The sequence below is a fragment of the Kiloniellales bacterium genome, from assembly GCA_030066685.1.
GTDB lineage: Bacteria > Pseudomonadota > Alphaproteobacteria > Kiloniellales > JAKSBE01 > JAKSBE01.
This window is the reverse complement of sequence record JASJBF010000040.1, coordinates 1-21374: the sequence shown is the minus strand read 5'-3', so window position 1 is coordinate 21374 and position 21374 is coordinate 1. Positions and strand designations below refer to the sequence as shown.

Here is a 21374-nt window from a genome sequence, read left to right as displayed (position 1 = left end):
GGGGCGCCGAGACCCATAAAACCGGGCCGGCGCCGGGAATGAGAAGACGGGCGGAATGGGAGCTCTCGTTTTCCTCGCCACCTTCGGTGTGCTCTGCGCCTTCGGGTTCTACCTCGGGCGCAGCCGCGCCCTGGTGACGGCCGGCGGCTTTGCGCATACGCTCCACTCGCGGCCGCACTACTACGGCTTCTACGTCGCCCTTTGGTGCGGCCTGCCGGCCCTGCTGGTGGCCTTGGCTTGGCTGGTTCTCGAGCCGATCATCGCGGGCTGGGTGCTTTCGGCCAATCTTCCCGCCAGCGCCGCGACCATGAGCGAAGGTCAGCTCTCTCTGCTGATCACCGACATCAAGAACCTGGCGTCCGGCAACGCCACCAGCCGCGCCGCCGATCCGGAGCTGATCGCCGCGGCGGAGTCCTACGCCAGCTTTCGCGACATCGGCCGCCTCGCCGTCTTCGGGGTCATGCTCGCCGCGGCCATCGGCGGGCTCGGCCTGGCCCGGCAGCGCGTGCTGCCGCAATTGCGGGCCCGCAACAGCGTCGAGCGGGTCGCCATGGTGACCATGCAGGTGGCCTCGACCATCGCCATCCTGACCACCATCGGCATCGTGGGATCCCTGCTGTTCGAGGCGCTGCGCTTCTTCGCCGAGGTGCCGGTGTCCGAGTTCCTCTTCGGCCTGGACTGGAGCCCGCAGACCGCGCTGCGGGCCGATCAGGTCGGCGCCTCCGGGGCCTTCGGCGCGATCCCGCTTTTCGCCGGCACCTTGTTGATCACGGTCATCGCGATGTTTGTTGCGGTGCCCATTGGTCTGTTCTCCGCGATCTACATGTCGGAGTACGCGACACCCAAGATCCGGGCCACGGTCAAGCCGGTGCTCGAGGTTCTCGCGGGCGTGCCCACCGTGGTCTACGGTTTCTTCGCTGCCCTGACGGTGGCGCCTTTCTTTCGCAACTTCGGCGAAAGCCTGGGCCTGACCGTGTCCTCGGAGTCCGCCTTGGCGGCGGGCATGGTCATGGGGATCATGATCATTCCCTTCGTGTCCTCACTGTCCGACGACGTCATGAATGCGGTGCCGCAATCCTTGCGCGACGGCGCCTACGCCCTGGGTGCCACCAAGGCGGAAACCATCAAGCAGGTGATCGTGCCGGCCGCCCTGCCCGGCATCGTCGGCGGCGTCCTGCTGGCGGTCAGCCGTGCGATCGGCGAGACCATGATCGTGGTCATGGCCGCCGGCCTGGCCGCCAACCTGACCGCCAATCCGCTGGAGGCGGTGACGACGGTCACGGTTCAGATCGTGACCCTGCTGGTCGGCGACCAGGAGTTCGACAGCGCCAAGACCCTGGCCGCCTTCGCCCTGGGCCTGATGCTCTTCGCCGTCACGCTGGCGCTCAACGTCGTGGCCCTTCACGTCGTCCGCAAGTACCGAGAGAAGTATGACTGACACCGCCGTTCCCCTGTCGGACAAGATCGGGTCCAGCGCCTGGGACAAGCGCCTGCAGCGCCGCTACGCCGCCGAGCGCCGCTTCCGCTTCTACGGCGCCCTGGCAATCGCCACCGCGATCGGCGTCCTGGCGCTGCTGCTGGTCAGCATCGTCAGCAAGGGCTACACGGCCTTCTGGCAGACCGAGGTCGCACTGGAGATCACCTTCGATGGCGAGGCCATCGACCCGGAGGGCACAGGCGATCCCGAGGTTCTTGCCCTGGGCGACTACCAGAGGCTGCTGCGCACGGCGATCCGCGACCGTTTCCCCGAGGTGTCCGAACGGCGCGAGCGGCGCAAGCTGAGCCGCCTGCTGTCCTCTGGCGCCGACACGACCCTGCGCGACATGGTGCTCTCGGATCCGAGCATCATCGGCAGCACGCAGCGGGTCTGGGTTCTGACCTCGGACGACGTCGACAGCTTCAACAAGGGCAAGATCGACCGAAATGTGCTGGAGGCGGACCGCCGGGTCAGCGACCAGGAGATCGCCTGGCTCGACGCCCTGGACGCCGGGGGCGAGCTGCGCAGCAGCTTCAACACCGTCTTCTTTACCAGGGGCGACAGCCGCGAGCCCGAGCAGGCGGGCATCTGGGGCGCCGTGGTCGGCTCAGCCCTGACCCTGCTCGTGACCCTGGCGCTCAGCTTCCCGATCGGGGTCCTGAGCGCGGTCTACCTGGAGGAGTTCGCGCCCAAGAACCGCTGGACCGATCTGATCGAGGTCAACATCAACAACCTGGCGGCCGTGCCTTCGGTGGTCTTCGGCCTGCTCGGCCTGGCGGTCTTCCTCGGCCCCGTGGGCCGCTACGTCGGGCTGGAGCGCTCGATGCCACTGGTCGGCGGCATGGTGCTGGCGCTGATGACCCTGCCCACGATCATCATCGCGGCGCGGGCGGCCATCAAGGCGGTGCCGCCGTCGATCCGCGAGGCGGCGCTGGGCGTCGGCGCCTCCAAGCTGCAGGTCATGACCCACCATGTCCTGCCGCTGGCCATGCCCGGGATCCTGACCGGAACCATTATCGGCATGGCCCAGGCGCTGGGCGAGACCGCGCCGCTCCTGATGATCGGCATGGTCGCCTTCATCGTCGACATCCCGGGCTGGATCGACGATTCGGCGACCGTCCTGCCGGTGCAGATCTTCATCTGGGCCGACAGCCCCGAGCGCGCCTTCGTCGAGCGCACCTCGGCGGCGATTATGGTCCTGCTCGGTTTCCTGATATTCATGAACGCGCTGGCTGTGCTGCTGCGCAAGCGCTTCGAACGCCGCTGGTAGGAGGAGAAGACCGATGGCCGCAGTCGAGACGACCGTCGCTGCCGAAAGCGCGAACCGGAACCTGCCGCCTAGCGCCGCCGAGCCCGAGCCGGCCGCGGTGAAGATGGTGAGCCGCGAGGTCAGCGTCTACTACGGCCAGAAGCAGGCCCTCAAGGACGTCAGCCTGGACATCAACGCCAACCAGGTGATCGCCCTGATCGGGCCCTCGGGCTGCGGCAAGTCGACCTACCTGCGCTGCCTGAACCGAATGAACGATGTGATCGAGGGCTGCCGGGTCGACGGCCGTATCACCCTCGACGGCAACGACATCTACGATCCCAAGCTCGACGTCGTGCAGCTGCGCGCCCGGGTCGGCATGGTCTTCCAGAAGCCCAATCCCTTTCCGAAATCCATCTACGACAATATCGCCTATGGTCCGCGCATCCACGGGCTGGCCGACAACCGGGCCCAATTGGACCAGGTGGTCGAGACCAGCCTGCGCAAGGCCGGGCTCTGGGAGGAGGTCAAGGATCGCCTGGAACAGCCCGGGACCGGCCTGTCCGGCGGCCAGCAGCAGCGCCTCTGCATCGCGCGGGCGATCGCGGTCAGCCCCGAAGTGATCCTCATGGACGAGCCCTGCTCGGCCCTCGATCCCATCGCCACCGCAAGGATCGAAGAGCTGATGGACGAGCTCAGGGAGAACTACACCATCGTCATCGTGACCCACTCGATGCAGCAGGCCGCGCGGGTCTCCCAGCGCACCGCCTTCTTCCACCTGGGCAACCTGGTCGAGCAGGGCGAGACCGAGCAGATCTTCACCAATCCCAAGGACGAGCGGACCCAGGGCTATATCACCGGCCGCTTCGGTTGATCCAGCCCGAATCCCCGACACGGAGGTCGCCGTGACCAAGCCAGCCGATCACATCGTCAAGGCCTTCGACGAACAGCTCGAGGAGATGCGCCGCACGATCGTGCGCATGGGCGGTATGGTCGAGGCCGAGCTGTCCGGCGCCGTCGAGGCCCTGACCAGGCGCGACAGCGAGATGGCGCAGCGGATCATCGAATCCGATCAGGAGGTCGACGTCCTCGAGCAGAAAGTCGACGAGCTGGTGATCCGCCTGCTCGCCCTGCGCCAGCCCATGGCGGTCGACCTGCGCGAGGTGCTTTGCGCCCTGAAGGTCGCGACCGACCTGGAGCGCATCGGCGACTACGCCTGCAACATCGCCAAGCGGGCCATGGCGCTCAGCCAGATGCGCCCGATTCGCTCCCTGCATTCGCCCAAGCGCATGGCGCGGCTGGTCCAGTCCCAGATCAAGAAGGTGGTCGACGCCTACGTCGAGCGCGACGGCGCGAAGGCCCTCGAGGTCTGGCGCGGCGACGAGGAAGTTGACGAGATGTACACCAGCCTGTTCCGCGAGCTCCTGACCTACATGATGGAGGACCCGCGGGACATCACGCCGGGCACCCACCTGCTCTTCGTCGCGCGCAACATCGAACGGATCGGCGACCACGCGACCAACGTTGCGGAATACATCTACTACCTGGACACCGGCGAGCGGATCACCTTCGGACGGCCCAAGGCCGATACTTCGAGCTTCTCCGTCGTGGAGCCGCCGGAGCCCGGCGTGGTCGAAACCCTGAAGAGCGCGCGCGGCAAGGACGACAGCGGAACATCTGAGGCATGACACCGTTGATTCTGATCGTTGAAGACGAAATCCCCCTGGTCACCCTGCTCCGCTATAACCTCGAACGCGAGGGCTTCCGCGTTGCCGAAGCCCACGACGGCGAGGAGGCCCTGCTTGCGGTCAAGGAAGAGACGCCGGAACTGATCCTGCTGGATTGGATGCTGCCGCACCTCTCGGGCCTCGAGGTCTGCCGCCAGCTGCGCCGCCACAACGGGGCGCGCGAGGTGCCGATCATCATGCTGACCGCCCGCGGCGAGGAGACCGACAAGCTGCGCGGCCTGGACAGCGGCGCCGACGACTACATCACCAAGCCCTTCTCGCCGGCCGAGCTGATTGCCCGGATCCGCGCCGTGCTGCGGCGCGCCCAGCCGGCCGTGGCCAGCGAGATCCTGCAGTTCGAAGACCTGATCATGGACCTGGCCGCGCACCGGGTCCGGCGCGGCGCCCGCGAGGTCCGGCTCGGTCCGACCGAGTTCCGCCTGCTGCGCCACCTGCTGCGCTCGCCAGGCCGGGTCTACAGCCGGGAGCAGCTTCTGGACGCGGTCTGGGGCCGCGACATCTACGTCGAGCCGCGCACCGTCGACGTCCACATCCGCCGCCTGCGCAAGGCACTCAACGCCGACGAGGAGCCTGACCTCATCCGCACCGTGCGTGCCGCAGGCTACGCGCTCGACCGCCCCAACGTCGTCGGCCGGGTCTGACCAGTCGGCGTCTAGCGCACTTCCCGATCAGACGCATTCGCGTCTGGCCGGGAGTAGTGCGCTAACACGTTGAAACGAGGGCATTACATCCGGCCAGATGGATCGCAAAGCGATTCCATCTGATCGGATAATGCCCTAGTAGGCGCGGGTCATCACGACTGCCAGGGTGATCACGACCGGGCTCAGCACGGTCGAGACCACGACCGTGGCCGAGGCGAGCTCCGCGCCCCGGCCGTACTGGGCACAGAAGATCGCCAGCAGGACCCCGACCGGCACACAGCTGCCCACGATCAGCAGGTCGCGCAGCTCGACCGGCAGGCCGGGCAGAAGCAGGACCGCCAGGGTGGTCAGAAGGGGCGCCACGCAAAGCCGCAAGACCACGCCCCAGGCCACCGCCCGGCCGGAGATCGCCCAGCCGCTGGCCGCGAGCTGGGCGCCCAGGCCGAAAAGCGCGACCGCGACGTAGGCGCTGCCGACAACCTGCAGCGGCTGGGCGACGACCCGCGGCAGGGCTAGGTCGAAGGCGTTGAGCAGCAGCCCGAGGGCCACGGCCGGGATCAGCGGGGTGGCGAAGAGCTCCTTGAGCGCGCTGAGAAGGCTGAGCCGGCCCTCGGCCAGCATGACCGGCAGCACGACCAGGATCAGGATCCCCAGGATGGCCGTGATCACCGCCTGGTGCAGCACGTAGGCGGGGCCGAAGGCGAGCTCGATCACCGGGATGCCGAAGTTGCCCGAGTTGGCGAAGGCCGCCGAAAGCGCGACCACCGGCCGGGCCCCGGCGGCGAGCCCCGCGCCCCTGGCGACCAGCCAGCCAACGCCGAGCAGGACGAAGAACTGCACCACGGTGAAGATCGCCGTGGTCCGGACCTGGGACAGCGGCAGCTCCGCCGTCGCCAGGCTGTGGACCAGGAAGCAGGGCAGTGTGACGTAGATCAGCAGGCGGTTGAGGGTCGCGATATCGAAGCCGACGCGACGCTGCATGACGAAGCCGAAGGCGGCGATCAGGACCACGGGCAGAGTGATGTCGACGACGACGTCGAGCAGGATCTGCATCGTCTGCCGGAGAGGTCAGCGGCCGAGGACGCGGCGGTAGGCGGCCTCGGCCTCGGCGCCGAAGACCGCGAAGACGACCCGCTCGAGGCTGGTCTCGCCCGCCAGGTGCGCGCGGCAGGTGGCGACCGCGATCTCCGTCGCCCGGTCCAGCGGGAAGCCGTAGATCCCTGTCGAGATCGCCGGGACGGCGATCGAGGCGAGGCCCGCTTGCGCAGCCAGCGCCAAAGAGCTCCGGTAGGCGCCGGCCAGGGCCGCCTCTTCCCCCTGGTCGCCGCCGCGCCAGATCGGCCCCACGGCGTGGATCACGTGGCGGGCCGCGAGATCGAAGCCCGGCGTGATCCGGGCCTCGCCGGTCGGGCAGCCGCCCAGCGCCCGGCAGGCCCGGGCCAGTTCCGGCCCCGCCGCGCGGTGGATCGCCCCACAGACCCCGCCGCCCGGCGCCAAGCGGTCGTTGGCGGCGTTGACGATGGCATCCACGTCCAGGGTTGTGATGTCGCCCTGAAAGATCTCGAGTCGCTCGTCAGACGGCACTTCGGCTGCGCTCCAGCTCCCTGCGTTCCCGGCGCAGAAAATACATCACCAGCAGGATCGCCGGCAGCCCCAGAATCGAGGCATAGATGAAGAAATCGACATAGCCGTGGGCGTCAACGACCACACCGGAGAACCCGCCCACGACCTTTCCCGGCAAAGTGAACAGCGAGGAGAAAAGTGCGTACTGCGTCGCGGTGTAGGCGCGGTTCGTCAGGCTCGAAAGATAGGCGATGAAGGAAGAGCCTGCGAGGCCGGCGCTCAGGTTGTCCGCGCTGATCGTGACGGTGAGGAACGCGACATTGGGTTCGCCGATCGCGGCGAGCCAGGCAAAGAGCAGGTTCGTCGTGGCCACGAGGACGGCGCCCAGGAGCAGCGGGCGCAGGATGCCGAAACGCGCGACCAGCAACCCGCCCAGGAAGGCGCCGAGAATCGTCATGAAGAGTCCGAAGACCTTGGAGATCGAAGCGACCTCGGACTTGGTGAACCCGACGTCGACGTAGAAGGGGTTGGCCATGATTCCCATGGTGATGTCGGACAGACGATAGAAGCCAACCAAGGCCAAGATAATGATTGCGAGTTGACCATTGCGCCGAAAGAAGTCGACCAGTGGACCGACGACGGCGACGGCGATCCAGTCGAGCAGACGTTGGCTGCGACCGGATGCGGCAATGCGCCGGTGCACCGCGTCCTTGAGCTCTGCCTCTCTCAGAAGCGTTGCCTCGTCGCGAACGACTTTGGGCTCGCCCACGATGAGCACCGTGATGATTCCGACCATCATCAAGCTGGCCATGGTGACGTAGGCCGCTGGCCAGGAGAAAAAATCTGCAACGTAGAGCGCGCCAGCGCCGGCGGCGAGCAGGGCAATCCGGTAGCCAAGCTGGTAAGTCGCCGCCATGGCGCCTTGAAGGTCTTCTTCCACGGCTTCGATTCGGTAGGCATCGATACCGATATCCTGGGTCGCGGAACAGAAGGCGACAGCCAACGCCAGGATCGCAATCGCCGCCGTGTTCTGCGCCGGATCGATCGCAGCTATCCCCAGGAGGGCCAGCGCAATTCCAAGCTGGGCCGCCAAGATCCAAGAGCGACGCTTGCCGAGCGTAGAGGTCAGCACCGGTATCGCCGTGCGGTCCACGACCGGCGCCCAGAGCACCTTGATCGAGAAGGTGATGCCGACCCAGGAAAAGAAGCCGATCGTGCTGCGCTCGATGCCGGCCTCGCGTAGCCAGAACGACAGGGTCGAGAAGATCAGCAGAAACGGCAGGCCCGCCGAGAAGCCGAGGAAGGCCATGGCGATGACCCGGCGGTGGGCGTAGACCGCCAGGGACTCGCGCCAGCTGCGGCCGGCCTCTGCGGTTCGGGGCCTCGCCGCGCTTTGGGCCTCAGTCACCTGGGGCGGCCATGCAGTCTTCGAGGTGCCGGGCCAGGTCGACCTCGGGCCGGGCCCCGAAGTGCGAGATGATCTCGGCGGCGGCGATGGCGCCGATGCGCCCGCAGTCGTAGAGCGAATCGCCCCGGGTGTAGCCGAAGAGGAAGCCGGCCGCATAGAGATCGCCGGCGCCGGTGGTGTCGACCAGGCGGTCCAGGGGCGCCGCGTCGACCACGTGGACCTCGTCGCCGGCCAGGACCACGGAGCCGCGCGCGCTGCGGGTCAGGGCCGCGACCTCGCAGTGCCTGCGCACCGCCTGCAGGGCGGCGTCGAAGTCGGCCACCTCGTAGAGCGCGCAGATCTCGTGTTCGTTGGCGAAGAGGATGTCGATGTGGTGCTCGACCAGGTCGCGGAAGGCCGCCCGGTGGCGCTCGACGCAGAAGGGATCCGACAGGGTCAGAGAGACCTTGCGGCCCGCGCTTCGCGCGATCTCAGCCGCCTTGACGAAGGCCCTCTGGGCCGCCGGCGGGTCGAAGAGGTAGCCCTCCATGTAGGTCACCTTGGCGGCCGCGATGACCTCGGCATCGACGTCCTCGGGCCCGAGCTCGTTCGCGGCGCCGAGAAAGGTCGCCATGGTGCGCTGGGCGTCCGGGGTGACGAAGATCAGGCAGCGCCCGCTGGGCGGGCCGGAGGTCGCCGGCGGAGTCTCGAAGTGCACCCCGGCGGCGCGGATGTCGTGGCGGAAGATTCCGCCCAGCTGGTCGTTGCGGACCTTGCCGATGAAGGCGGCGCGGCCGCCCAGCGAGGCGACCCCGGCCAGGGTGTTGGCCGCCGAGCCGCCGGAGACCTCCCGCGCCGGGCCCATCTGATCGTAGAGCTCCTCCGCCCGGGGCCCGTCGATCAGGGTCATGCTGCCCTTGGGCAACTGCTGGGCCTTGACCAGGGCGTCGTCGGCTTGGGTCAGCACGTCGACGATCGCGTTCCCGATCCCGACGACATCGAAGGACAGTTCCGGCATGGCGGCTCTCGGTGGTTCACGTGGCAGGCGGCGGGAGTGTATCGCCGGCCCCCGAGGGCCACAAGCGGCGCCAAGAGCCGCGGCGCGGGCCGCAGCCTTCCGCGTCCCAGGTAAGGCTCTTGCTGCACCAGGCGCGGCGGGCTACACCCCCGGCCATGTTCTCGCAGCTGGCAAAGGCCTTCGGGCAACTGGGCGATCCCCGGATCCGCGGCCTGGTCCTGGTCGCGATCCTGGCCGCTCTGGCGGTTCTGGCGGCGTTGTCCTTCGTCGCCTCCTACCTGCTGATGTGGGGCGGCGACCTCCTGAGCGAATGGATCTTCGCGGGCGAGGGCGACTCCTGGCTGCGCGGCCTGGCCGAGTGGCTGGTCGATGCCGCCAGCGTCGCGGCCGTGGTCTTTGCGAGCTTCCTTCTGTTCCCGGCGGCGATCGGGCTGGTCCTGAGCCTGTTCCTGGAGCGGGTCGCCGCGGCGGTCGAGGCGCGGCACTACCCGGCGCTGCCGCCGGCCCGCGACCAGCCCCTGGGCGAGGCGGTCTGGAGCGCCCTGGTCTTCGCCGCCGTAACCATCGCGGTGAACCTGCTGGCCCTGCCCTTCTACCTGCTGCTGCTGTTTTTACCGCCCTTCAACCTTCTCCTGTTCTATATGGTTAACGGTTACCTGCTGGGCCGCGAGTATTTCGAGGTGGTGGCCCTGCGGCGGCTCGACGCGGCGGCGGCCAAGCGCCTGCGGCGGGCCTCGAGGGTCCGGGTTTTCCTGGCCGGCGTGGTGGTCGCCCTGTTGCTGACGATTCCGATCGTCAACATCGTGACGCCGGTGGTCGCGACCGCTTTCATGGTGCACGTCTTTCACCGCTTGAGAGAGCGCACCGCCTGAGCATTTTGTGCTAACAAGAACCGAGAGTGCGAGCCGGGGGGCATCGAGGTCCAGAGGAGAGTGACTATGTTCGGCAAATCCAAGCACGGAGACGCCAAATCCGCCGGCAGCGGTCCGGAGGCCACCTCGCGGCGCGGCAATGCGACCCAGGGCGCCGAGACCGGTGGCCAAGCGCAGCGCGACCTGGGCGGACCGCGCGTCACCGACATGACCCGCCGGCCCTTCGAGGCCTCCGAGGCCGGTTTCCCGGGCGGCGAGACCGAGGGTAAGAAGCTGATCGTCGGGCGCGAGATCTGCCTGTCCGGCGAGATCAAGACCTGCGACCAGCTGGTCGTGGAGGGCAAGGTCGAGGCGACCCTGACCGACAGCCGCCGGCTCGAGATTGCCAGCACCGGGTTCTTCAAAGGCACCGCGAACATCCAGGAGGCCGACATCTCCGGGCGCTATCAGGGCGACCTGACCGTGATCGGCTGCCTGAGGATCCGCGCGACCGGCTCGGTCGAGGGCGAGGTCAGCTACGGCGAACTGGAGGTCGAGCGCGGCGGCCGGCTCTCGGGCACGGTCGAGCTTGACGAGGATGAACAAGAGCGCAAGGCAAAGCGCCTTTCGGCGGCGGAATTCGTACAGGCGGCAGCGACGGACGGAAGCATGCAGGCGGCGGCACCGGCTGAGAAGACACGATCGGCAAGGAGCTGAACAGCATGGCCAAGTGCGCCACCCGGAACGCTTCCGGGACGGAGGGGCTGCGCCTGACCCCGACGGCCGCAGCGCTGCTTCTGGGCTTGACCCTGGCGGCCTGCGCGACCGGATCGCCGAAATCCGGGGAGACCGGCGCGGCGACGAAGGGAACCGCCGACGCCGCGGAGGCAAGCGCCGCGGCCCTGGCCAGCGAGACCGAGGACCAGATCGACCCGACCGGGCCGACACCGCCGATCCTGGCGGCCGCGCCGGCGATCAAGCCGGCCATCGACCACGATCCCAAGGCCTTGATCGGCCTCGACCGCAGCGGGCTGTCAAAGCTCCTGGGCGAGCCGCGCCTGGTCCGACGGGAGACTCCGGCGGAGATCTGGCAGTACGTCGGCACGGAATGCGTCTTCGACGTCTTCCTCTACGAAGAGCAGGGCGCCTACCGGGTGATCCACGCGGAGGCGCGGGACGACGAGGTGCCCCTGAAGACCGAGCCGCGCACCTGCCTGAACCAGCTCCTGCGCGAGCGGCAGGACAAGCCGGTCAGCTGACAACTGAAGAGGATGGCGCGGCTCAGGCCTAGAGCATGATCGTGTCACGCCGCAGCGGTGTGACACGTGACTCATGCTCTAACCTGTTAAAGTAGATCAAGATTCACGGCACAGATTGAGTCAATCTGAGCCGATCTTGATCTAGCCGCGCAGCGCCCGCGCCCGCCGGGTGCTGGCGCCGCTGCGCTTGGATCCCGCCCCCGCTTTCCTGGCCTTCTTGGCGGGCTTCGCCGGCGCCTCCAGGGTGGTCTTGGCCTTGTAGGCGCAGAGGTCGCGGACCACACAGGCGGGGCAGTCCGGCTTGCGCGCCTTGCAGACGTAGCGTCCGTGCAGGATCAGCCAGTGGTGGGCGTGGAGCCGCCGCTCTTTCGGCACCCGCTTCTCGAGAAGCTGCTCGACCGCCAGGGGCGTCTTGCCCGGCGCCAGGCTGGTGCGGTTGCCGACCCGGAAGATGTGGGTGTCGACGGCGATGGTCGGCTCGCCGAAGGCGATGTTGAGGACCACGTTCGCGGTCTTGCGCCCGACCCCCGGCAGGGTCTCCAGCACCGCCCGGTCCCGCGGCACCTCGCCGCCGTGATCCCGGAGCAGGATCCCGGACAGCGCGATGACGTTCTTGGCCTTGCTGTTGTAGAGCCCGATGGTCTTGATGTGGTCCTTGAGGCGCGCCTCGCCCAGGTCGACCATCTTCTGCGCCGTGTCGGCGACCTTGAAAAGGCCGTGGGTCGCCTTGTTGACCCCGACGTCGGTCGCCTGGGCCGAGAGCACCACGGCGACCAGCAGGGTGTAGGGGTTGACGTAGTCCAGCTCGCCGCGCGGTTCCGGGTTCGCGGCGGCGAGACGGTCGAAGAACTCAGCGATCTGGGCCTTTTTCATGGCCGGCAGTCTAGCCAGGGCCTCGGGTCCGGCCAACGGGCAAGACGGCGGTTTTGACCGGCTCCTGACAGAGTCCTATCTTCCAAGCCATGATCGGGAACCCCGAAAGCGAGGCCGGCGCGGAAGAGGTGCTCTTCGATGCCGAGCTGACGCCGCACCGCAGCCTGCCGCCGGAAGGCTTCGTCCTGTTGATGGGGCTGATCGGCCTGGTCAGCTTCGCAGCCGGTGCCATGTTCTTCGTCGTCGGCGCCTGGCCGGTGGTCGGCTTCCTCGGCCTCGACCTGCTGCTGATCTATCTCGCCTTCCGGGCCAGCTACCGCAGCGGACGGGCTTACGAAACCCTGCGCCTGACCCGGCGCGACCTGACCCTCAAGCGGGTCGACAGCTGGGGCCGGGCGCAGCGCTGGCGGCTGCCCTCGACCTGGCTGCAGGTCCTGGTCGACGACACCCCTCACCACCAAAGCCGGCTGACCCTACGCTCCCACGGCCGCAGCCTGGTCGTCGGCAGCTTTCTTACCCCCGAAGAGCGGATCGACCTGGCCCGCGCCCTGCGCCAGGCCCTGGCCAGGGCCAACTGCGCGCCGGCGCCGCGGTGAGGAGCCGAGAGACCTGGCCACGGCCGGGCACGGGACCCCGACACCACTCCTCCGTCACTGCCAGGGCGCCTGAGGGACGTAGCACAGTGCTTCGCACCGCTTCGCGCGACCCGGCAATCCATGGCGCGGCGGGACAATTGATCACCGGATCAAGTCCGGTGATGACAGTCGTGTGTTGGGTGCGAACCTCCGACCGCTTAGATCCCGAGCACGTCGCGCATGGAGTAGAGGCCGGGTTTTTTGTCCTTGGCCCAGAGGGCGGCCTTGACCGCGCCCTTGGCGAAGACCTCGCGGCTGGTCGCCCGGTGCTCCAGGATAATGCGCTCGCCGGGCCCGGCGAAGACCACGCTGTGGTCGCCGGCGACGTCGCCGCCGCGCAGGGTGGCGAAGCCGATGTCGCCCGGCCTGCGCGGCCCGGTGATGCCGTCGCGGCTGCGCACCGCGGCCTGCTCCAGTTCGACCCCGCGGCCGGCCGCCGCCGCCGCGCCCAGGGCCAGGGCGGTGCCGGAGGGCGCGTCGGCCTTGTGCCGGTGGTGCATCTCCAGGACCTCGATGTCGTAGTCCGTGTCCAGCGCCCGGGCGACCTGCTCGACCAGGCCGAGCAGCAGGTTGACGCCCAGGCTCATGTTGGCGGCGCGGACCACCGCGGTGTGCTTGGCGGCGAGGGTGATCCGCTGCTCCTGCGCCGGCTCCAGGCCGGTGGTGCCGACCACGTGGACCGCGTGGGCCTGCGCGGCGAGGTCGGCGTGGGCCGCCGTGGCCTCGGGCGTGGTGAAGTCGATCACCGCGTCGGAGCGGGCGAAGAGGGTCACCGTGTCGTCGCTGACCGGCAGGCCGAGCTCGCCGATCCCGGCCAGCACGCCGAGGTCGCTGCCGATCGCGCCGCAGTCCGGCCGGTCGCTGCCGCCGGACAGGGCGCAGCCCTCGGTCTCCTGGACGATGCGGGCGATCATCCGCCCCATGCGCCCGGCGCAGCCGACGACCCCGATCCTGTAGCTCTCCATGGCGGCGCCTCCCTGCCTCTGTCCGTCGCCGCGATGTAGCACGCCTTGTCCGGCCGGCAAAGCCGGTGCAGGCTGGCTCCATGGTCTCCTCCTCGGATCCCCCCGCCCCCGGCGGGTTTCGCAGCCTCTGGCCGACCATCCTGGTCGAGCGCGAGCTGCCCGGCCACGAGGCCGCGAACGCGGCCCTGCTCGACCTAATCGAGGGCCTGGAGCGGGACAACGCGGCGCTGACCACCGACTACCTCGGCGGCAACCTCCTGGCCGGCGAGCACCCGGCCGTGGCCTGGCTGCGCGACTGCATCAACAAGACGGTGGTCGACTACTTCCGCCACCTGGGCATGGACTACGCGCTGAACTGGTCCCTGCAGGGCTGGGCCAACGTCAACCGCCTGGGCGACTACCACGACGCCCACAACCACCCCCACGCCTACCTGAGCGGCACCTACTACGTGAAGGTCCCGGCGGGCTCCGCCGAGATCGGCCGGCGCCGCGACCGGCGCTCCGGCTGCATCAGCTTCTACGATCCGCGCGGCGCGGTGAACATGACCGCGGTCAAGCGCGATCCCTACATCGAGGCGGAATACACGATCCGGCCCCGGCCGGGGCTGATCCTGCTCTGGCCGGCCTTCCTGCACCACTTCGTGCACCCGAACCTGAGCGAGGAGACCCGGGTCAGCATCTCCTACAACGTCGTCCTGAAGTGGTCCGACGACTACTTGCCGAAGCAGGATTAGTGCTGGATGGCCTGGAACTCCGGGGCCGGGCTGCCGGGGGTCCAGACGGCGGCCTGGGCCTCAGTCTCCTCGACGACCGCCTCGGGCAGCATCTCCCGTAGCTCGAGCGCCTGGAGCGTGATCTCGATGACCCCGAAGGTTATGGCCACCAGCGCCCAGAAGTAGGCCGCTTCGTACTCACCCAACTCGGTGTAGGCGAGGCTGGCGTAGGCCATGCCGTCGGGCCGGCCGGCGACCGCGGCGACCACGAAGAACTGCAGCGCGACCTCCTGGTCCTTCTCGACCCCGGTGCCCTCGTAGTACAGCAGGCCCAAGCCGGCGCCCGCCTCCTCGACGCCGGCGTCCATCGCGCTCTCGTACCAGTGGGCGGCTTCCTCGTAGTCCTGCTCGACGCCCGCCCCCTCGTGGTACATCGATCCCAGGCCGAGCATGGCCTCCGGCACGCCGGCCAGGGCCGCGATGCGGTAGTAGTAGACCGCCTTGGTGTCGTCCTCGGGAACCAAGGCGCCCTCGTCGTAGATGACCGCAAGGCTGTAGAACGCCATCTCGTCGCCAGCCTCGCCCGCCCAGACGTACCAGCGGATGGCGATCACAATGTCCGGGGCGACGCCCTTGCCGTCCCGGAAGGAGTCGCCGACCTTGCGCATCGCCGTCGGCTCTCCGGCCTCGGCTGCCTTCATGTACCAGGCCGTCGCCTCGGCCTCGTCGGCCTCGACGTGGTGGCCTTCGTCGTAGAGCCAGGCGAGCTTGGACATGCCGAGCGGCGAGCCCGCGTCGGCGGCCTTGCGGTACCAGGCATGGGCCTTCTCCAGGCCATCCTCGGCCCAGCCTTCCTCGAGGCCGGCGCGGACCTCCTGGTCGCCCAGGGCGATCATGGCCAGGGGATCGCCCGCCGCGGCGCCCTTTTGCCAGGCCCCGATCGCGGCCTCGTCGCGGCCGTTGGCGTATTCCTGCAGGCCGAGGTAGGTGTCGCGCGTGCCCGGGCGCTCGGTCTTGAAGGCCGCCTCGCCGCTGCAGCGCGCCACCACCGGGTTCAGATCGGCGGTGTAGCGGTCCTCGCCCTGGGGCAGGCCCCAATGCTCGGTGAAGGTGTCGGTCATGACCTGGCCGCAGGTCGGCCCCGCCGCCAGGGCACCACCGGCGAGCAACGCGGACAGGCAGACGCCGGCCAGAGCGAGAGGAGTCGCGGAAACGCCGATACGTCTTGGCCTGTCGATCATGATTGTCCCCCTTCTGCGAGCCGCCACCCGCGGCCCAAACGCGACCGCGGCAGATTCACCTTCCGGTTTCAGTTTACACCAAGATTAATCGCAGATGAAGGCGTCGTCGCGCGGCCGTCCCCCGAATCGCAGGGGACGACGGAAGTGGGCTTTCGGACAGCGCTCCTTGGTATCAGAGCTCGGGCAGCGGGGTGCCCGGCGTCCAGGCGAAGGCCTGCGCCTCGGTCTCGGCCATGACCGCATCGGGCAGCAGGGCCTGCAGCTCGACCAGGCGGAAGGCGATCTGGCTCATGCCGTTCTTGGTCGCCAGGACGGTCCAGAAGTAGGCCGCACGATAAGCGCCAATTTCCATATAGACCGTGCTCGCGTTGGCCATGGCCTCGGGCTTGCCGGCGATTGCGGCCAGAAGGAAGTACCGCAACGCTGTCTCGAGGTTTTTCTCGACTCCCGCGCCCTCGTAGTAGATCGCGCCCAGGTTTGCGCCGGCGTCGTGGAAACCGGCGTCGATCGCCCTTTCGTACCAGTAGATCGCCTCCGCGTAGTCGCGGTCCACGCCGGCCCCATGCTTGTACATCCAGCCCAGGTTGACCATGGCCTCGGGGTAGCCGCCGTAGGCGGCGAGCCGGTAATAGTGAACGGCCTTGCTGTCATCCTTAGAGACCTCGCGGCCCTCGTCGTAGAGCACGCCGAGGTTGTGATAGGATTCCGCCGAGCCCGCCTGGCCGGCCCATTCGTACCAGCGCATCGCGGTGTCGATGTCCTTCGCAACCGCCTTGCCGTTTGCGAAGAAATAGCCGACGTTGTGCATCGCAGTCGGCTCTCCTGCCTCGGCCGCGGCCAGGTACCAGGCCAGGGCCTCGGCCGGATCCTGCGCCACGTGATAGCCCTCGTCGTATAACCAGGCCAGCTTCGACATGCCCAGGGGCGCCCCAGTTTCGGCCGCCCGGCGGTACCAGCCGTAGGCTTTTCTCAAGCCATCGTCGATCCGATCCTCGGCAGCCCCGGAACGGATAGCCAGGTCGCCCAGGGCGATCATGGCCAAGGTATTGCCGTCCCCTGCGCCGCTCTCCCACGCGCGCATGGCAGCAGAGACACGGCCTTCGACGAACTCGTGAAAGCCGATATAGGCCATCTGGGTGCCAGGGACGTCACCTTTGAAGGCGGAACCGTCGTCGGCCGTGCAGCGGCCGCTGCTTGAATCGAGGTCGACCTCGTGTTTCTCTCGGGGCAGCCCCCAGAATTCAATGAACGCGGCTTCCAGGAGCCGACCACAACTCGGTTCCGAGGCGCTCGCCGGTCCGAGCCCGAGAGACACCGAAATCCATAAAATGAATATGAAACAAACTTTTATGGCGCCGCAAAAGCGCCTCGACCCGCCAGGCATAACCTTCCCCCCTTGCGCCGCCGTCCTCTTCTCCCAGGGGACGGCAGGAGACTTCTTGTCTGGGTCCAGGTTACAACAAAGGCGTGCAGGAGTGAAGCCGCAGCCGCGAGACGCGGCCGGCGCCGGGTTCGGACCGGAAAGCGGATCAAGGTGGACCGGGCGCATCCGCATCAGAGCCGCCCTGATGGATGATGCCGAGGCTTGCGCGGGGATCCATCTCAAGGCCCGACGCGCGATGGCGAGAACACCGAAAAGGAGATCCCGGACCGCCTGTTAATCTGGCGACCGCGGCCGGCGGGTGCGTTCAGTCCTTGAGGTCGTCCCAGAGCTCCTTGACCCGGGAGAAGAAGCCTTCCGACTCGGGGCTCGTCGAGCGGCCCTTGGAAGCCGTCTCGAACTCCTTCAGGAGCTCCTTCTGGCGCTTGGTCAGGTTGACCGGGGTCTCGACCTGAACCTCGATGTAGTGGTCGCCGCGCTGGCTGCTGCGCAGCACGGACATGCCCTTGCCCTTGAGCCGGAAGCGATGGGCGTTCTGGGTGCCCGCAGGCACCGTAACCCGGACCCGCTTGCCGTCGATGCCGGGCACCTCAACGGTGCCGCCTAGGCTGGCCGTGGTCATGGGGATCGGCACCTTGCTCAGGATGTCGGCGCCGCCGCGCTGGAAGAAACGGTGCGGCGCCACCGTGATGAAGATGTAGAGGTCGCCGGCGGGCCCGCCGCGCAGGCCGGCCTCGCCCTCGCCGGCCAGGCGAATCCGCGTCCCGTCATCGACTCCGGCCGGGATGTTGACCTGCAGGGTCTTTTCCCGCTGGACCCGGCCGGCCCCGCCGCAGGCCTGGCAGGGGTTCTCGATCACCCGGCCGTTGCCGTGGCAGGTCGGACAGGTCCGCTCGACCGTGAAGAAGCCGGACTGGGAGCGCACCCGGCCGTGCCCGCCGCAGGTCGTGCAGGTGACCGGCGCCGCGCCCTTCTCGGCGCCGCTGCCGTGACAGTCGTCGCAGCTGACGCTGGCCGGCACCCGGATCTCCGCTTCCTTGCCGCCGAAGGCCTCTTCCAGGGAGATTTCCATGTTGTAGCGCAGGTCGGCGCCGTGGACCTCGCGGCCGCGCCGGCCGCCACCGGTGAAGTCCCCGAACATCTCGTCGAAGATGTCGGCGAAGCCGCTGGCGAAGTTGAAGTCGAAGCCACCGGCCCCGGGGCCCGCGCCGCCGTTCTCGAAGGCGGCATGGCCGAAGCGGTCGTAGGCCGCACGCTTCTGCTCGTCCTTGAGGACGCCGTAGGCCTCGTTGACCTCCTTCAGCTTGTGCTCGGCTTCCTCGTCCCCCGGATTGCGGTCCGGGTGGTACTGCATCGCGAGCTTGCGGTAGGCCTTCTTGATCTCGTCGAGGCTGGCCTTGCGGTCGACGCCGAGCCGTTCGTAGTAGTCCTGGGTCGCCATCGCCCCCTCAGGCCTCGGCCGCTAGGCGGCCGCGGCGGTGCAGTGGCGGCACCGCGCGCCCGCTGTGTTCGCTCAGGAACGGCATGCTGCGCGCCCTTGATCCGGGGCCGGCCGTCTACGCCGTCTTGCCCTTCTTGTCGTCGTCGACCTCCTCGAAGTCGGCATCGACGACACCCTCTTCGGGCTGGGCCTCGCCCTGGCCGGGCGCGTCGGGCCCGCCGGCCGCAGACTCTTCCTGGGTCGCCTTGTAGAGCGCTTCACCCAGCTTCATCGAGGCCTCGGCCAAGGCCGTGGTCTTCTGCTGGATCGTCTCGACGTCCTCGCCGTCCTTGACCGACTTCAGGTCCTGGACCGCCGCCTCGACGGCCTCCTTGTCGCCGGCGGAAACCTTGTCGCCGGCGTCCGCGATCGAGCGCTCGGCGGTGTGGATCGCCGCCTCGGCGTGGTTGCGGGCCTCGACCAGCTCGCGCCGCTTCTTGTCCTCGGTCGCGTGCTCCTCGGCTTCGCGGACCATGCGATCGATATCCTCGTCGGCGAGCCCGCCCGAGGCCTGGATGCGGATTTGCTGCTCCTTGCCGGTGGCCTTGTCCTTGGCCGAGACGTTGACGATGCCGTTGGCGTCGATGTCGAAAGTGACCTCGACCTGCGGCATGCCGCGCGGCGCCGGCGGGATACCGACCAGGTCGAACTGGCCGAGCAGCTTGTTATCTGCGGCCATCTCGCGCTCGCCCTGGAAGACCCGGATGGTCACCGCGGTCTGGTTGTCCTCGGCGGTCGAGAAGGTCTGGCTCTTCTTGGTCGGGATCGTCGTGTTGCGGTCGATCAGGCGGGTGAAGACGCCGCCCAGGGTCTCGATGCCCAGGGACAGCGGGGTCACGTCCAGAAGCAGCACATCCTTGACGTCGCCGCGCAGGACGCCGCCCTGGATCGCGGCGCCGATCGCCACGACCTCGTCCGGGTTGACGCCGCGGTGCGGCTCCTTGCCGAAGTAGGTCTTCACGGTCTCGCTGACCTTCGGCATGCGGGTCATGCCGCCAACCAGGATCACCTCGTCGATCTCGCCGGGGCTGAGGCCGGCATCCTTGAGCGCCGCCTTGCAGGGCCCGACCGTGCGCTGGACCAGGTCGTCGACCAGGGCCTCCAGCTTAGCGCGGGTCAGCTTGATGTTGAGGTGCTTGGGGCCGCTCTGGTCGGCGGTGATGAAGGGCAGGGTGACCTCGGTCTGGGTCGCCGAGCTAAGCTCGATCTTGGCCTTCTCGGCCGCCTCCTTGAGGCGCTGCAGCGCCAGCTTGTCGGCGCGCAGGTCGATGCTCTGCTCCTTTTTGAACTCGTCGGCCAGGTAGTCGATGATCCGCTTGTCGAAGTCCTCGCCGCCCAGGAAGGTGTCGCCGTTGGTCGACTTCACCTCGAAGACGCCGTCGCCGATCTCCAGGATCGAAACGTCGAAGGTGCCGCCGCCCAGGTCGTAGACTGCGATGGTGCCGCTCTTCTTCTTTTCCAGGCCGTAGGCCAGGGCGGCCGCCGTCGGCTCGTTGATGATGCGCAGCACCTCGAGCCCGGCGATTTTGCCGGCATCCTTGGTCGCCTGGCGCTGGGAGTCGTTGAAATAGGCGGGCACCGTGATAACCGCCTGGGTGACCGTCTCGCCGAGGAAGGCCTCGGCGGTCTCCTTCATCTTCTGCAGGATGAAGGCCGAGATCTGGCTCGGGCTGTAGTCCTTGCCCTCGGCCTTGACCCAGGCGTCGCCGTTGTCGGCCTTGATGATCTCGTAGGGCACCAGGCCCTTGTCCTTCTCGACCATCGGATCGTCGTAGCGGCGGCCGATCAGCCGCTTGATGGCGAAGAGCGTGTTCTCGGGGTTGGTGACCGCCTGCCGCTTGGCGGGCTGGCCGACCAGGCGCTCGCCGGACTCGGAGAAGGCGACCATGGAGGGCGTGGTCCGGACGCCTTCGGCGTTCTCGATGACCTTCGCCTGGGAACCTTCCATCACGGCGACGCAAGAATTCGTCGTGCCAAGATCGATACCGATGACCTTGCTCATTGCATACCTCTTGTTTCAGCAGACCGCCCGGCGGCCTCGATGGCGGTGAGCACCGCGCCCGGGTCCCTGGTTGGGTGACTCAGAATCAGAGACTTACCGCCGGATATATAAGCACGGGCCCCGATCCTGCAAGGAGGGAGATGTCCAGAAACCGTAATTTCCTTGGGTGTTTGGCCCTCGTCCCAGCGCCCGGAACCAGGGCGCGACGCGGCCTTGCGAGCACCGCAGGGAGGGACCAGATTGGGCTGGATTGGAACCGCCGGACAGCCCCGGAGGAGGCCCGCCGTGAACCCACCGCCCGACCCGATCTACCGGATCATCCTCTGGGTGCTGGTCGCCGACGTGGTGATCGGCGCCTGCCTGGCCCTGGCCGGAGAGTTCATCTGGCCCAGCGACGCGCTGCGCTACTCCGGCGCCGGCCTGGCCGTCCTCGCCGGCCTGCTCTACCTCTTCTTCCGCTGGCTGGGCCGCCGGGCGGGCCGCCGCGAGTGGCCTTGACTGCGGCATGATCGTCTCGGCCAGCTACCGCAGCGACATCCCGGCGTTCTACGCCGAGTGGTTCGCCCGGCGAAGGGCGGCCGGCTTCTGCCGGGTCGCCAACCCCTACGGCGGCACACCCTACCGGGTGCCCCTGGCCGGGCCCGAGGTCGAGGGCTTCGTGTTCTGGACCCGCAACGCCGGCCCCTTCCTGCCGGCCCTCGAGGACCTGGCGGCCGAGGGCCTGCCCTTCGTGGTCCAGTACACGGTCACCGGCTATCCCCGTGCCCTGGAACCGGCCGTTCCGGAGGCGGCGCGCGGTGTCGCCCTGATCCGCGAGTTGGCCGCGCGCTATGGGCCGCGGGTCGCGGTCTGGCGCTACGACCCGGTGATGATCACCGGCCTGACCGAAGACGC

General features: G+C 68.3%; 22 protein-coding genes. 12 read left to right on the top strand and 10 right to left on the bottom strand.

Annotated elements, in window-relative coordinates; all coding sequences use genetic code 11:
- Positions 1 to 55 precede the first annotated feature (55 nt).
- The 5 genes from pstC (at position 56) to phoB (ending at position 5112) form a co-directional block, all read left to right on the top strand.
- Complete coding sequence (gene pstC / locus QNJ30_22350; protein MDJ0946200.1) at positions 56 to 1438, top strand: phosphate ABC transporter permease subunit PstC; 1383 nt, start codon at positions 56 to 58, stop codon at positions 1436 to 1438.
- Entirely contained in the window at positions 1431 to 2747 is a 1317-nt protein-coding gene (gene pstA, locus QNJ30_22345; protein ID MDJ0946199.1) for a phosphate ABC transporter permease PstA, read from the top strand. Before pstC ends, pstA begins: the two co-directional genes overlap by 8 nt.
- A gap of 103 nt (positions 2748 to 2850) precedes the next feature.
- A complete protein-coding gene (gene pstB / locus QNJ30_22340) occupies positions 2851 to 3597 on the top strand; it encodes a phosphate ABC transporter ATP-binding protein PstB (protein ID MDJ0946198.1) in 747 nt (248 codons plus the stop codon).
- A gap of 31 nt (positions 3598 to 3628) precedes the next feature.
- A complete protein-coding gene (gene phoU / locus QNJ30_22335; GenBank protein MDJ0946197.1) occupies positions 3629 to 4411 on the top strand; it encodes a phosphate signaling complex protein PhoU in 783 nt (260 codons plus the stop codon).
- Positions 4408 to 5112: a phosphate regulon transcriptional regulator PhoB gene (gene phoB, locus QNJ30_22330; protein MDJ0946196.1), complete on the top strand. Its 705-nt coding sequence runs from the start codon at positions 4408 to 4410 to the stop codon at positions 5110 to 5112. The genes phoU and phoB overlap by 4 nt, the downstream gene beginning before the upstream one ends.
- 135 nt (positions 5113 to 5247) lie before the next feature.
- Here the strand turns inward: phoB and QNJ30_22325 are convergent, their stop codons facing one another.
- The 4 genes from QNJ30_22325 to QNJ30_22310 all read right to left on the bottom strand — a co-directional run bounded on the left by QNJ30_22325 (position 5248) and on the right by QNJ30_22310 (position 9080).
- On the bottom strand, positions 5248 to 6165 hold the full coding sequence (locus QNJ30_22325; protein MDJ0946195.1) for an AEC family transporter: 918 nt from the start codon (positions 6163 to 6165) through the stop codon (positions 5248 to 5250).
- A gap of 15 nt (positions 6166 to 6180) precedes the next feature.
- Positions 6181 to 6696 carry an O-acetyl-ADP-ribose deacetylase gene (locus tag QNJ30_22320; protein ID MDJ0946194.1) on the bottom strand — a complete coding sequence of 172 codons (516 nt, stop codon included), beginning with the start codon at positions 6694 to 6696 and terminating at the stop codon, positions 6181 to 6183.
- On the bottom strand, positions 6686 to 7984 hold the full coding sequence (locus QNJ30_22315) for an MFS transporter (GenBank protein ID MDJ0946193.1): 1299 nt from the start codon (positions 7982 to 7984) through the stop codon (positions 6686 to 6688). The genes QNJ30_22320 and QNJ30_22315 overlap by 11 nt, the downstream gene beginning before the upstream one ends.
- A 91-nt stretch (positions 7985 to 8075) precedes the next feature.
- Positions 8076 to 9080, bottom strand: a complete 1005-nt coding sequence (locus QNJ30_22310) for an adenosine kinase (GenBank protein MDJ0946192.1) — start codon at positions 9078 to 9080, stop codon at positions 8076 to 8078.
- A 155-nt stretch (positions 9081 to 9235) separates the two neighbouring features.
- Here QNJ30_22310 and QNJ30_22305 point away from each other — a divergent pair, with 155 nt between their 5' ends.
- The 3 genes from QNJ30_22305 to QNJ30_22295 all read left to right on the top strand — a co-directional run bounded on the left by QNJ30_22305 (position 9236) and on the right by QNJ30_22295 (position 11190).
- On the top strand, positions 9236 to 9952 hold the full coding sequence (locus tag QNJ30_22305) for an EI24 domain-containing protein (protein ID MDJ0946191.1): 717 nt from the start codon (positions 9236 to 9238) through the stop codon (positions 9950 to 9952).
- A 66-nt stretch (positions 9953 to 10018) separates the two neighbouring features.
- Entirely contained in the window at positions 10019 to 10648 is a 630-nt protein-coding gene (locus tag QNJ30_22300; protein ID MDJ0946190.1) for a polymer-forming cytoskeletal protein, read from the top strand.
- 5 nt (positions 10649 to 10653) lie between these two features.
- Positions 10654 to 11190, top strand: a complete 537-nt coding sequence (locus QNJ30_22295; GenBank protein MDJ0946189.1) for a hypothetical protein — start codon at positions 10654 to 10656, stop codon at positions 11188 to 11190.
- Positions 11191 to 11331: 141 nt separating this feature from the next.
- On the opposite strand, the gene nth is transcribed toward QNJ30_22295, so the two are convergent.
- Complete coding sequence (nth, locus tag QNJ30_22290) at positions 11332 to 12063, bottom strand: endonuclease III (GenBank protein ID MDJ0946188.1); 732 nt, start codon at positions 12061 to 12063, stop codon at positions 11332 to 11334.
- A gap of 89 nt (positions 12064 to 12152) precedes the next feature.
- Here nth and QNJ30_22285 point away from each other — a divergent pair, with 89 nt between their 5' ends.
- Positions 12153 to 12659 carry a DUF2244 domain-containing protein gene (locus QNJ30_22285; protein ID MDJ0946187.1) on the top strand — a complete coding sequence of 169 codons (507 nt, stop codon included), beginning with the start codon at positions 12153 to 12155 and terminating at the stop codon, positions 12657 to 12659.
- 197 nt (positions 12660 to 12856) lie between these two features.
- Here the strand turns inward: QNJ30_22285 and dapB are convergent, their stop codons facing one another.
- Positions 12857 to 13663 carry a 4-hydroxy-tetrahydrodipicolinate reductase gene (dapB, locus tag QNJ30_22280; GenBank protein MDJ0946186.1) on the bottom strand — a complete coding sequence of 269 codons (807 nt, stop codon included), beginning with the start codon at positions 13661 to 13663 and terminating at the stop codon, positions 12857 to 12859.
- Between the two features lie 80 nt (positions 13664 to 13743).
- On the opposite strand from dapB, the gene QNJ30_22275 reads away from it, so the two are divergent.
- Positions 13744 to 14397 carry a TIGR02466 family protein gene (locus QNJ30_22275; protein MDJ0946185.1) on the top strand — a complete coding sequence of 218 codons (654 nt, stop codon included), beginning with the start codon at positions 13744 to 13746 and terminating at the stop codon, positions 14395 to 14397.
- On the opposite strand, the gene QNJ30_22270 is transcribed toward QNJ30_22275, so the two are convergent.
- The 4 genes from QNJ30_22270 to dnaK all read right to left on the bottom strand — a co-directional run bounded on the left by QNJ30_22270 (position 14394) and on the right by dnaK (position 20480).
- Positions 14394 to 15617, bottom strand: coding sequence for a tetratricopeptide repeat protein (locus QNJ30_22270; protein MDJ0946184.1), 1224 nt, complete (start codon positions 15615 to 15617; stop codon positions 14394 to 14396). The two genes, QNJ30_22275 and QNJ30_22270, sit on opposite strands and share 4 nt — an antisense overlap.
- A 172-nt stretch (positions 15618 to 15789) precedes the next feature.
- Complete coding sequence (locus tag QNJ30_22265) at positions 15790 to 16749, bottom strand: tetratricopeptide repeat protein (GenBank protein ID MDJ0946183.1); 960 nt, start codon at positions 16747 to 16749, stop codon at positions 15790 to 15792.
- 556 nt (positions 16750 to 17305) lie between these two features.
- Entirely contained in the window at positions 17306 to 18439 is a 1134-nt protein-coding gene (dnaJ, locus tag QNJ30_22260) for a molecular chaperone DnaJ (GenBank protein MDJ0946182.1), read from the bottom strand.
- A gap of 115 nt (positions 18440 to 18554) precedes the next feature.
- The gene (gene dnaK, locus QNJ30_22255) at positions 18555 to 20480 is read right to left on the bottom strand and encodes a molecular chaperone DnaK (GenBank protein ID MDJ0946181.1); all 1926 of its coding nucleotides are present in this window, start codon (positions 20478 to 20480) and stop codon (positions 18555 to 18557) included.
- 285 nt (positions 20481 to 20765) lie between these two features.
- On the opposite strand from dnaK, the gene QNJ30_22250 reads away from it, so the two are divergent.
- Complete coding sequence (locus tag QNJ30_22250; protein MDJ0946180.1) at positions 20766 to 20978, top strand: hypothetical protein; 213 nt, start codon at positions 20766 to 20768, stop codon at positions 20976 to 20978.
- A gap of 7 nt (positions 20979 to 20985) precedes the next feature.
- Positions 20986 to 21374: DUF1848 family protein (locus QNJ30_22245; protein MDJ0946179.1), on the top strand; the 389-nt coding region annotated here is incomplete at its 3' end.

Bases quoted from the DNA above. Each gene is read 5' to 3' on its own strand.
- QNJ30_22285 (MDJ0946187.1), top strand. From the start codon at position 12,153: ATGATCGGGAACCCCGAAAGCGAGGCCGGCGCGGAAGAGGTGCTCTTC.
- QNJ30_22265 (MDJ0946183.1), bottom strand. From the start codon at position 16,749: ATGGCCTATATCGGCTTTCACGAGTTCGTCGAAGGCCGTGTCTCTGCT.
- QNJ30_22270 (MDJ0946184.1), bottom strand. From the start codon at position 15,617: ATGATCGACAGGCCAAGACGTATCGGCGTTTCCGCGACTCCTCTCGCT.
- dnaK (MDJ0946181.1), bottom strand. From the start codon at position 20,480: ATGAGCAAGGTCATCGGTATCGATCTTGGCACGACGAATTCTTGCGTC.
- pstA (MDJ0946199.1), top strand. From the start codon at position 1,431: ATGACTGACACCGCCGTTCCCCTGTCGGACAAGATCGGGTCCAGCGCC.
- dapB (MDJ0946186.1), bottom strand. From the start codon at position 13,663: ATGGAGAGCTACAGGATCGGGGTCGTCGGCTGCGCCGGGCGCATGGGG.
- QNJ30_22310 (MDJ0946192.1), bottom strand. From the start codon at position 9,080: ATGCCGGAACTGTCCTTCGATGTCGTCGGGATCGGGAACGCGATCGTC.
- QNJ30_22315 (MDJ0946193.1), bottom strand. From the start codon at position 7,984: ATGGCCTTCCTCGGCTTCTCGGCGGGCCTGCCGTTTCTGCTGATCTTC.
- QNJ30_22275 (MDJ0946185.1), top strand. From the start codon at position 13,744: ATGGTCTCCTCCTCGGATCCCCCCGCCCCCGGCGGGTTTCGCAGCCTC.
- QNJ30_22305 (MDJ0946191.1), top strand. From the start codon at position 9,236: ATGTTCTCGCAGCTGGCAAAGGCCTTCGGGCAACTGGGCGATCCCCGG.
- QNJ30_22300 (MDJ0946190.1), top strand. From the start codon at position 10,019: ATGTTCGGCAAATCCAAGCACGGAGACGCCAAATCCGCCGGCAGCGGT.
- phoB (MDJ0946196.1), top strand. From the start codon at position 4,408: ATGACACCGTTGATTCTGATCGTTGAAGACGAAATCCCCCTGGTCACC.
- dnaJ (MDJ0946182.1), bottom strand. From the start codon at position 18,439: ATGGCGACCCAGGACTACTACGAACGGCTCGGCGTCGACCGCAAGGCC.
- QNJ30_22325 (MDJ0946195.1), bottom strand. From the start codon at position 6,165: ATGCAGATCCTGCTCGACGTCGTCGTCGACATCACTCTGCCCGTGGTC.
- QNJ30_22295 (MDJ0946189.1), top strand. From the start codon at position 10,654: ATGGCCAAGTGCGCCACCCGGAACGCTTCCGGGACGGAGGGGCTGCGC.
- nth (MDJ0946188.1), bottom strand. From the start codon at position 12,063: ATGAAAAAGGCCCAGATCGCTGAGTTCTTCGACCGTCTCGCCGCCGCG.
- pstB (MDJ0946198.1), top strand. From the start codon at position 2,851: ATGGTGAGCCGCGAGGTCAGCGTCTACTACGGCCAGAAGCAGGCCCTC.
- pstC (MDJ0946200.1), top strand. From the start codon at position 56: ATGGGAGCTCTCGTTTTCCTCGCCACCTTCGGTGTGCTCTGCGCCTTC.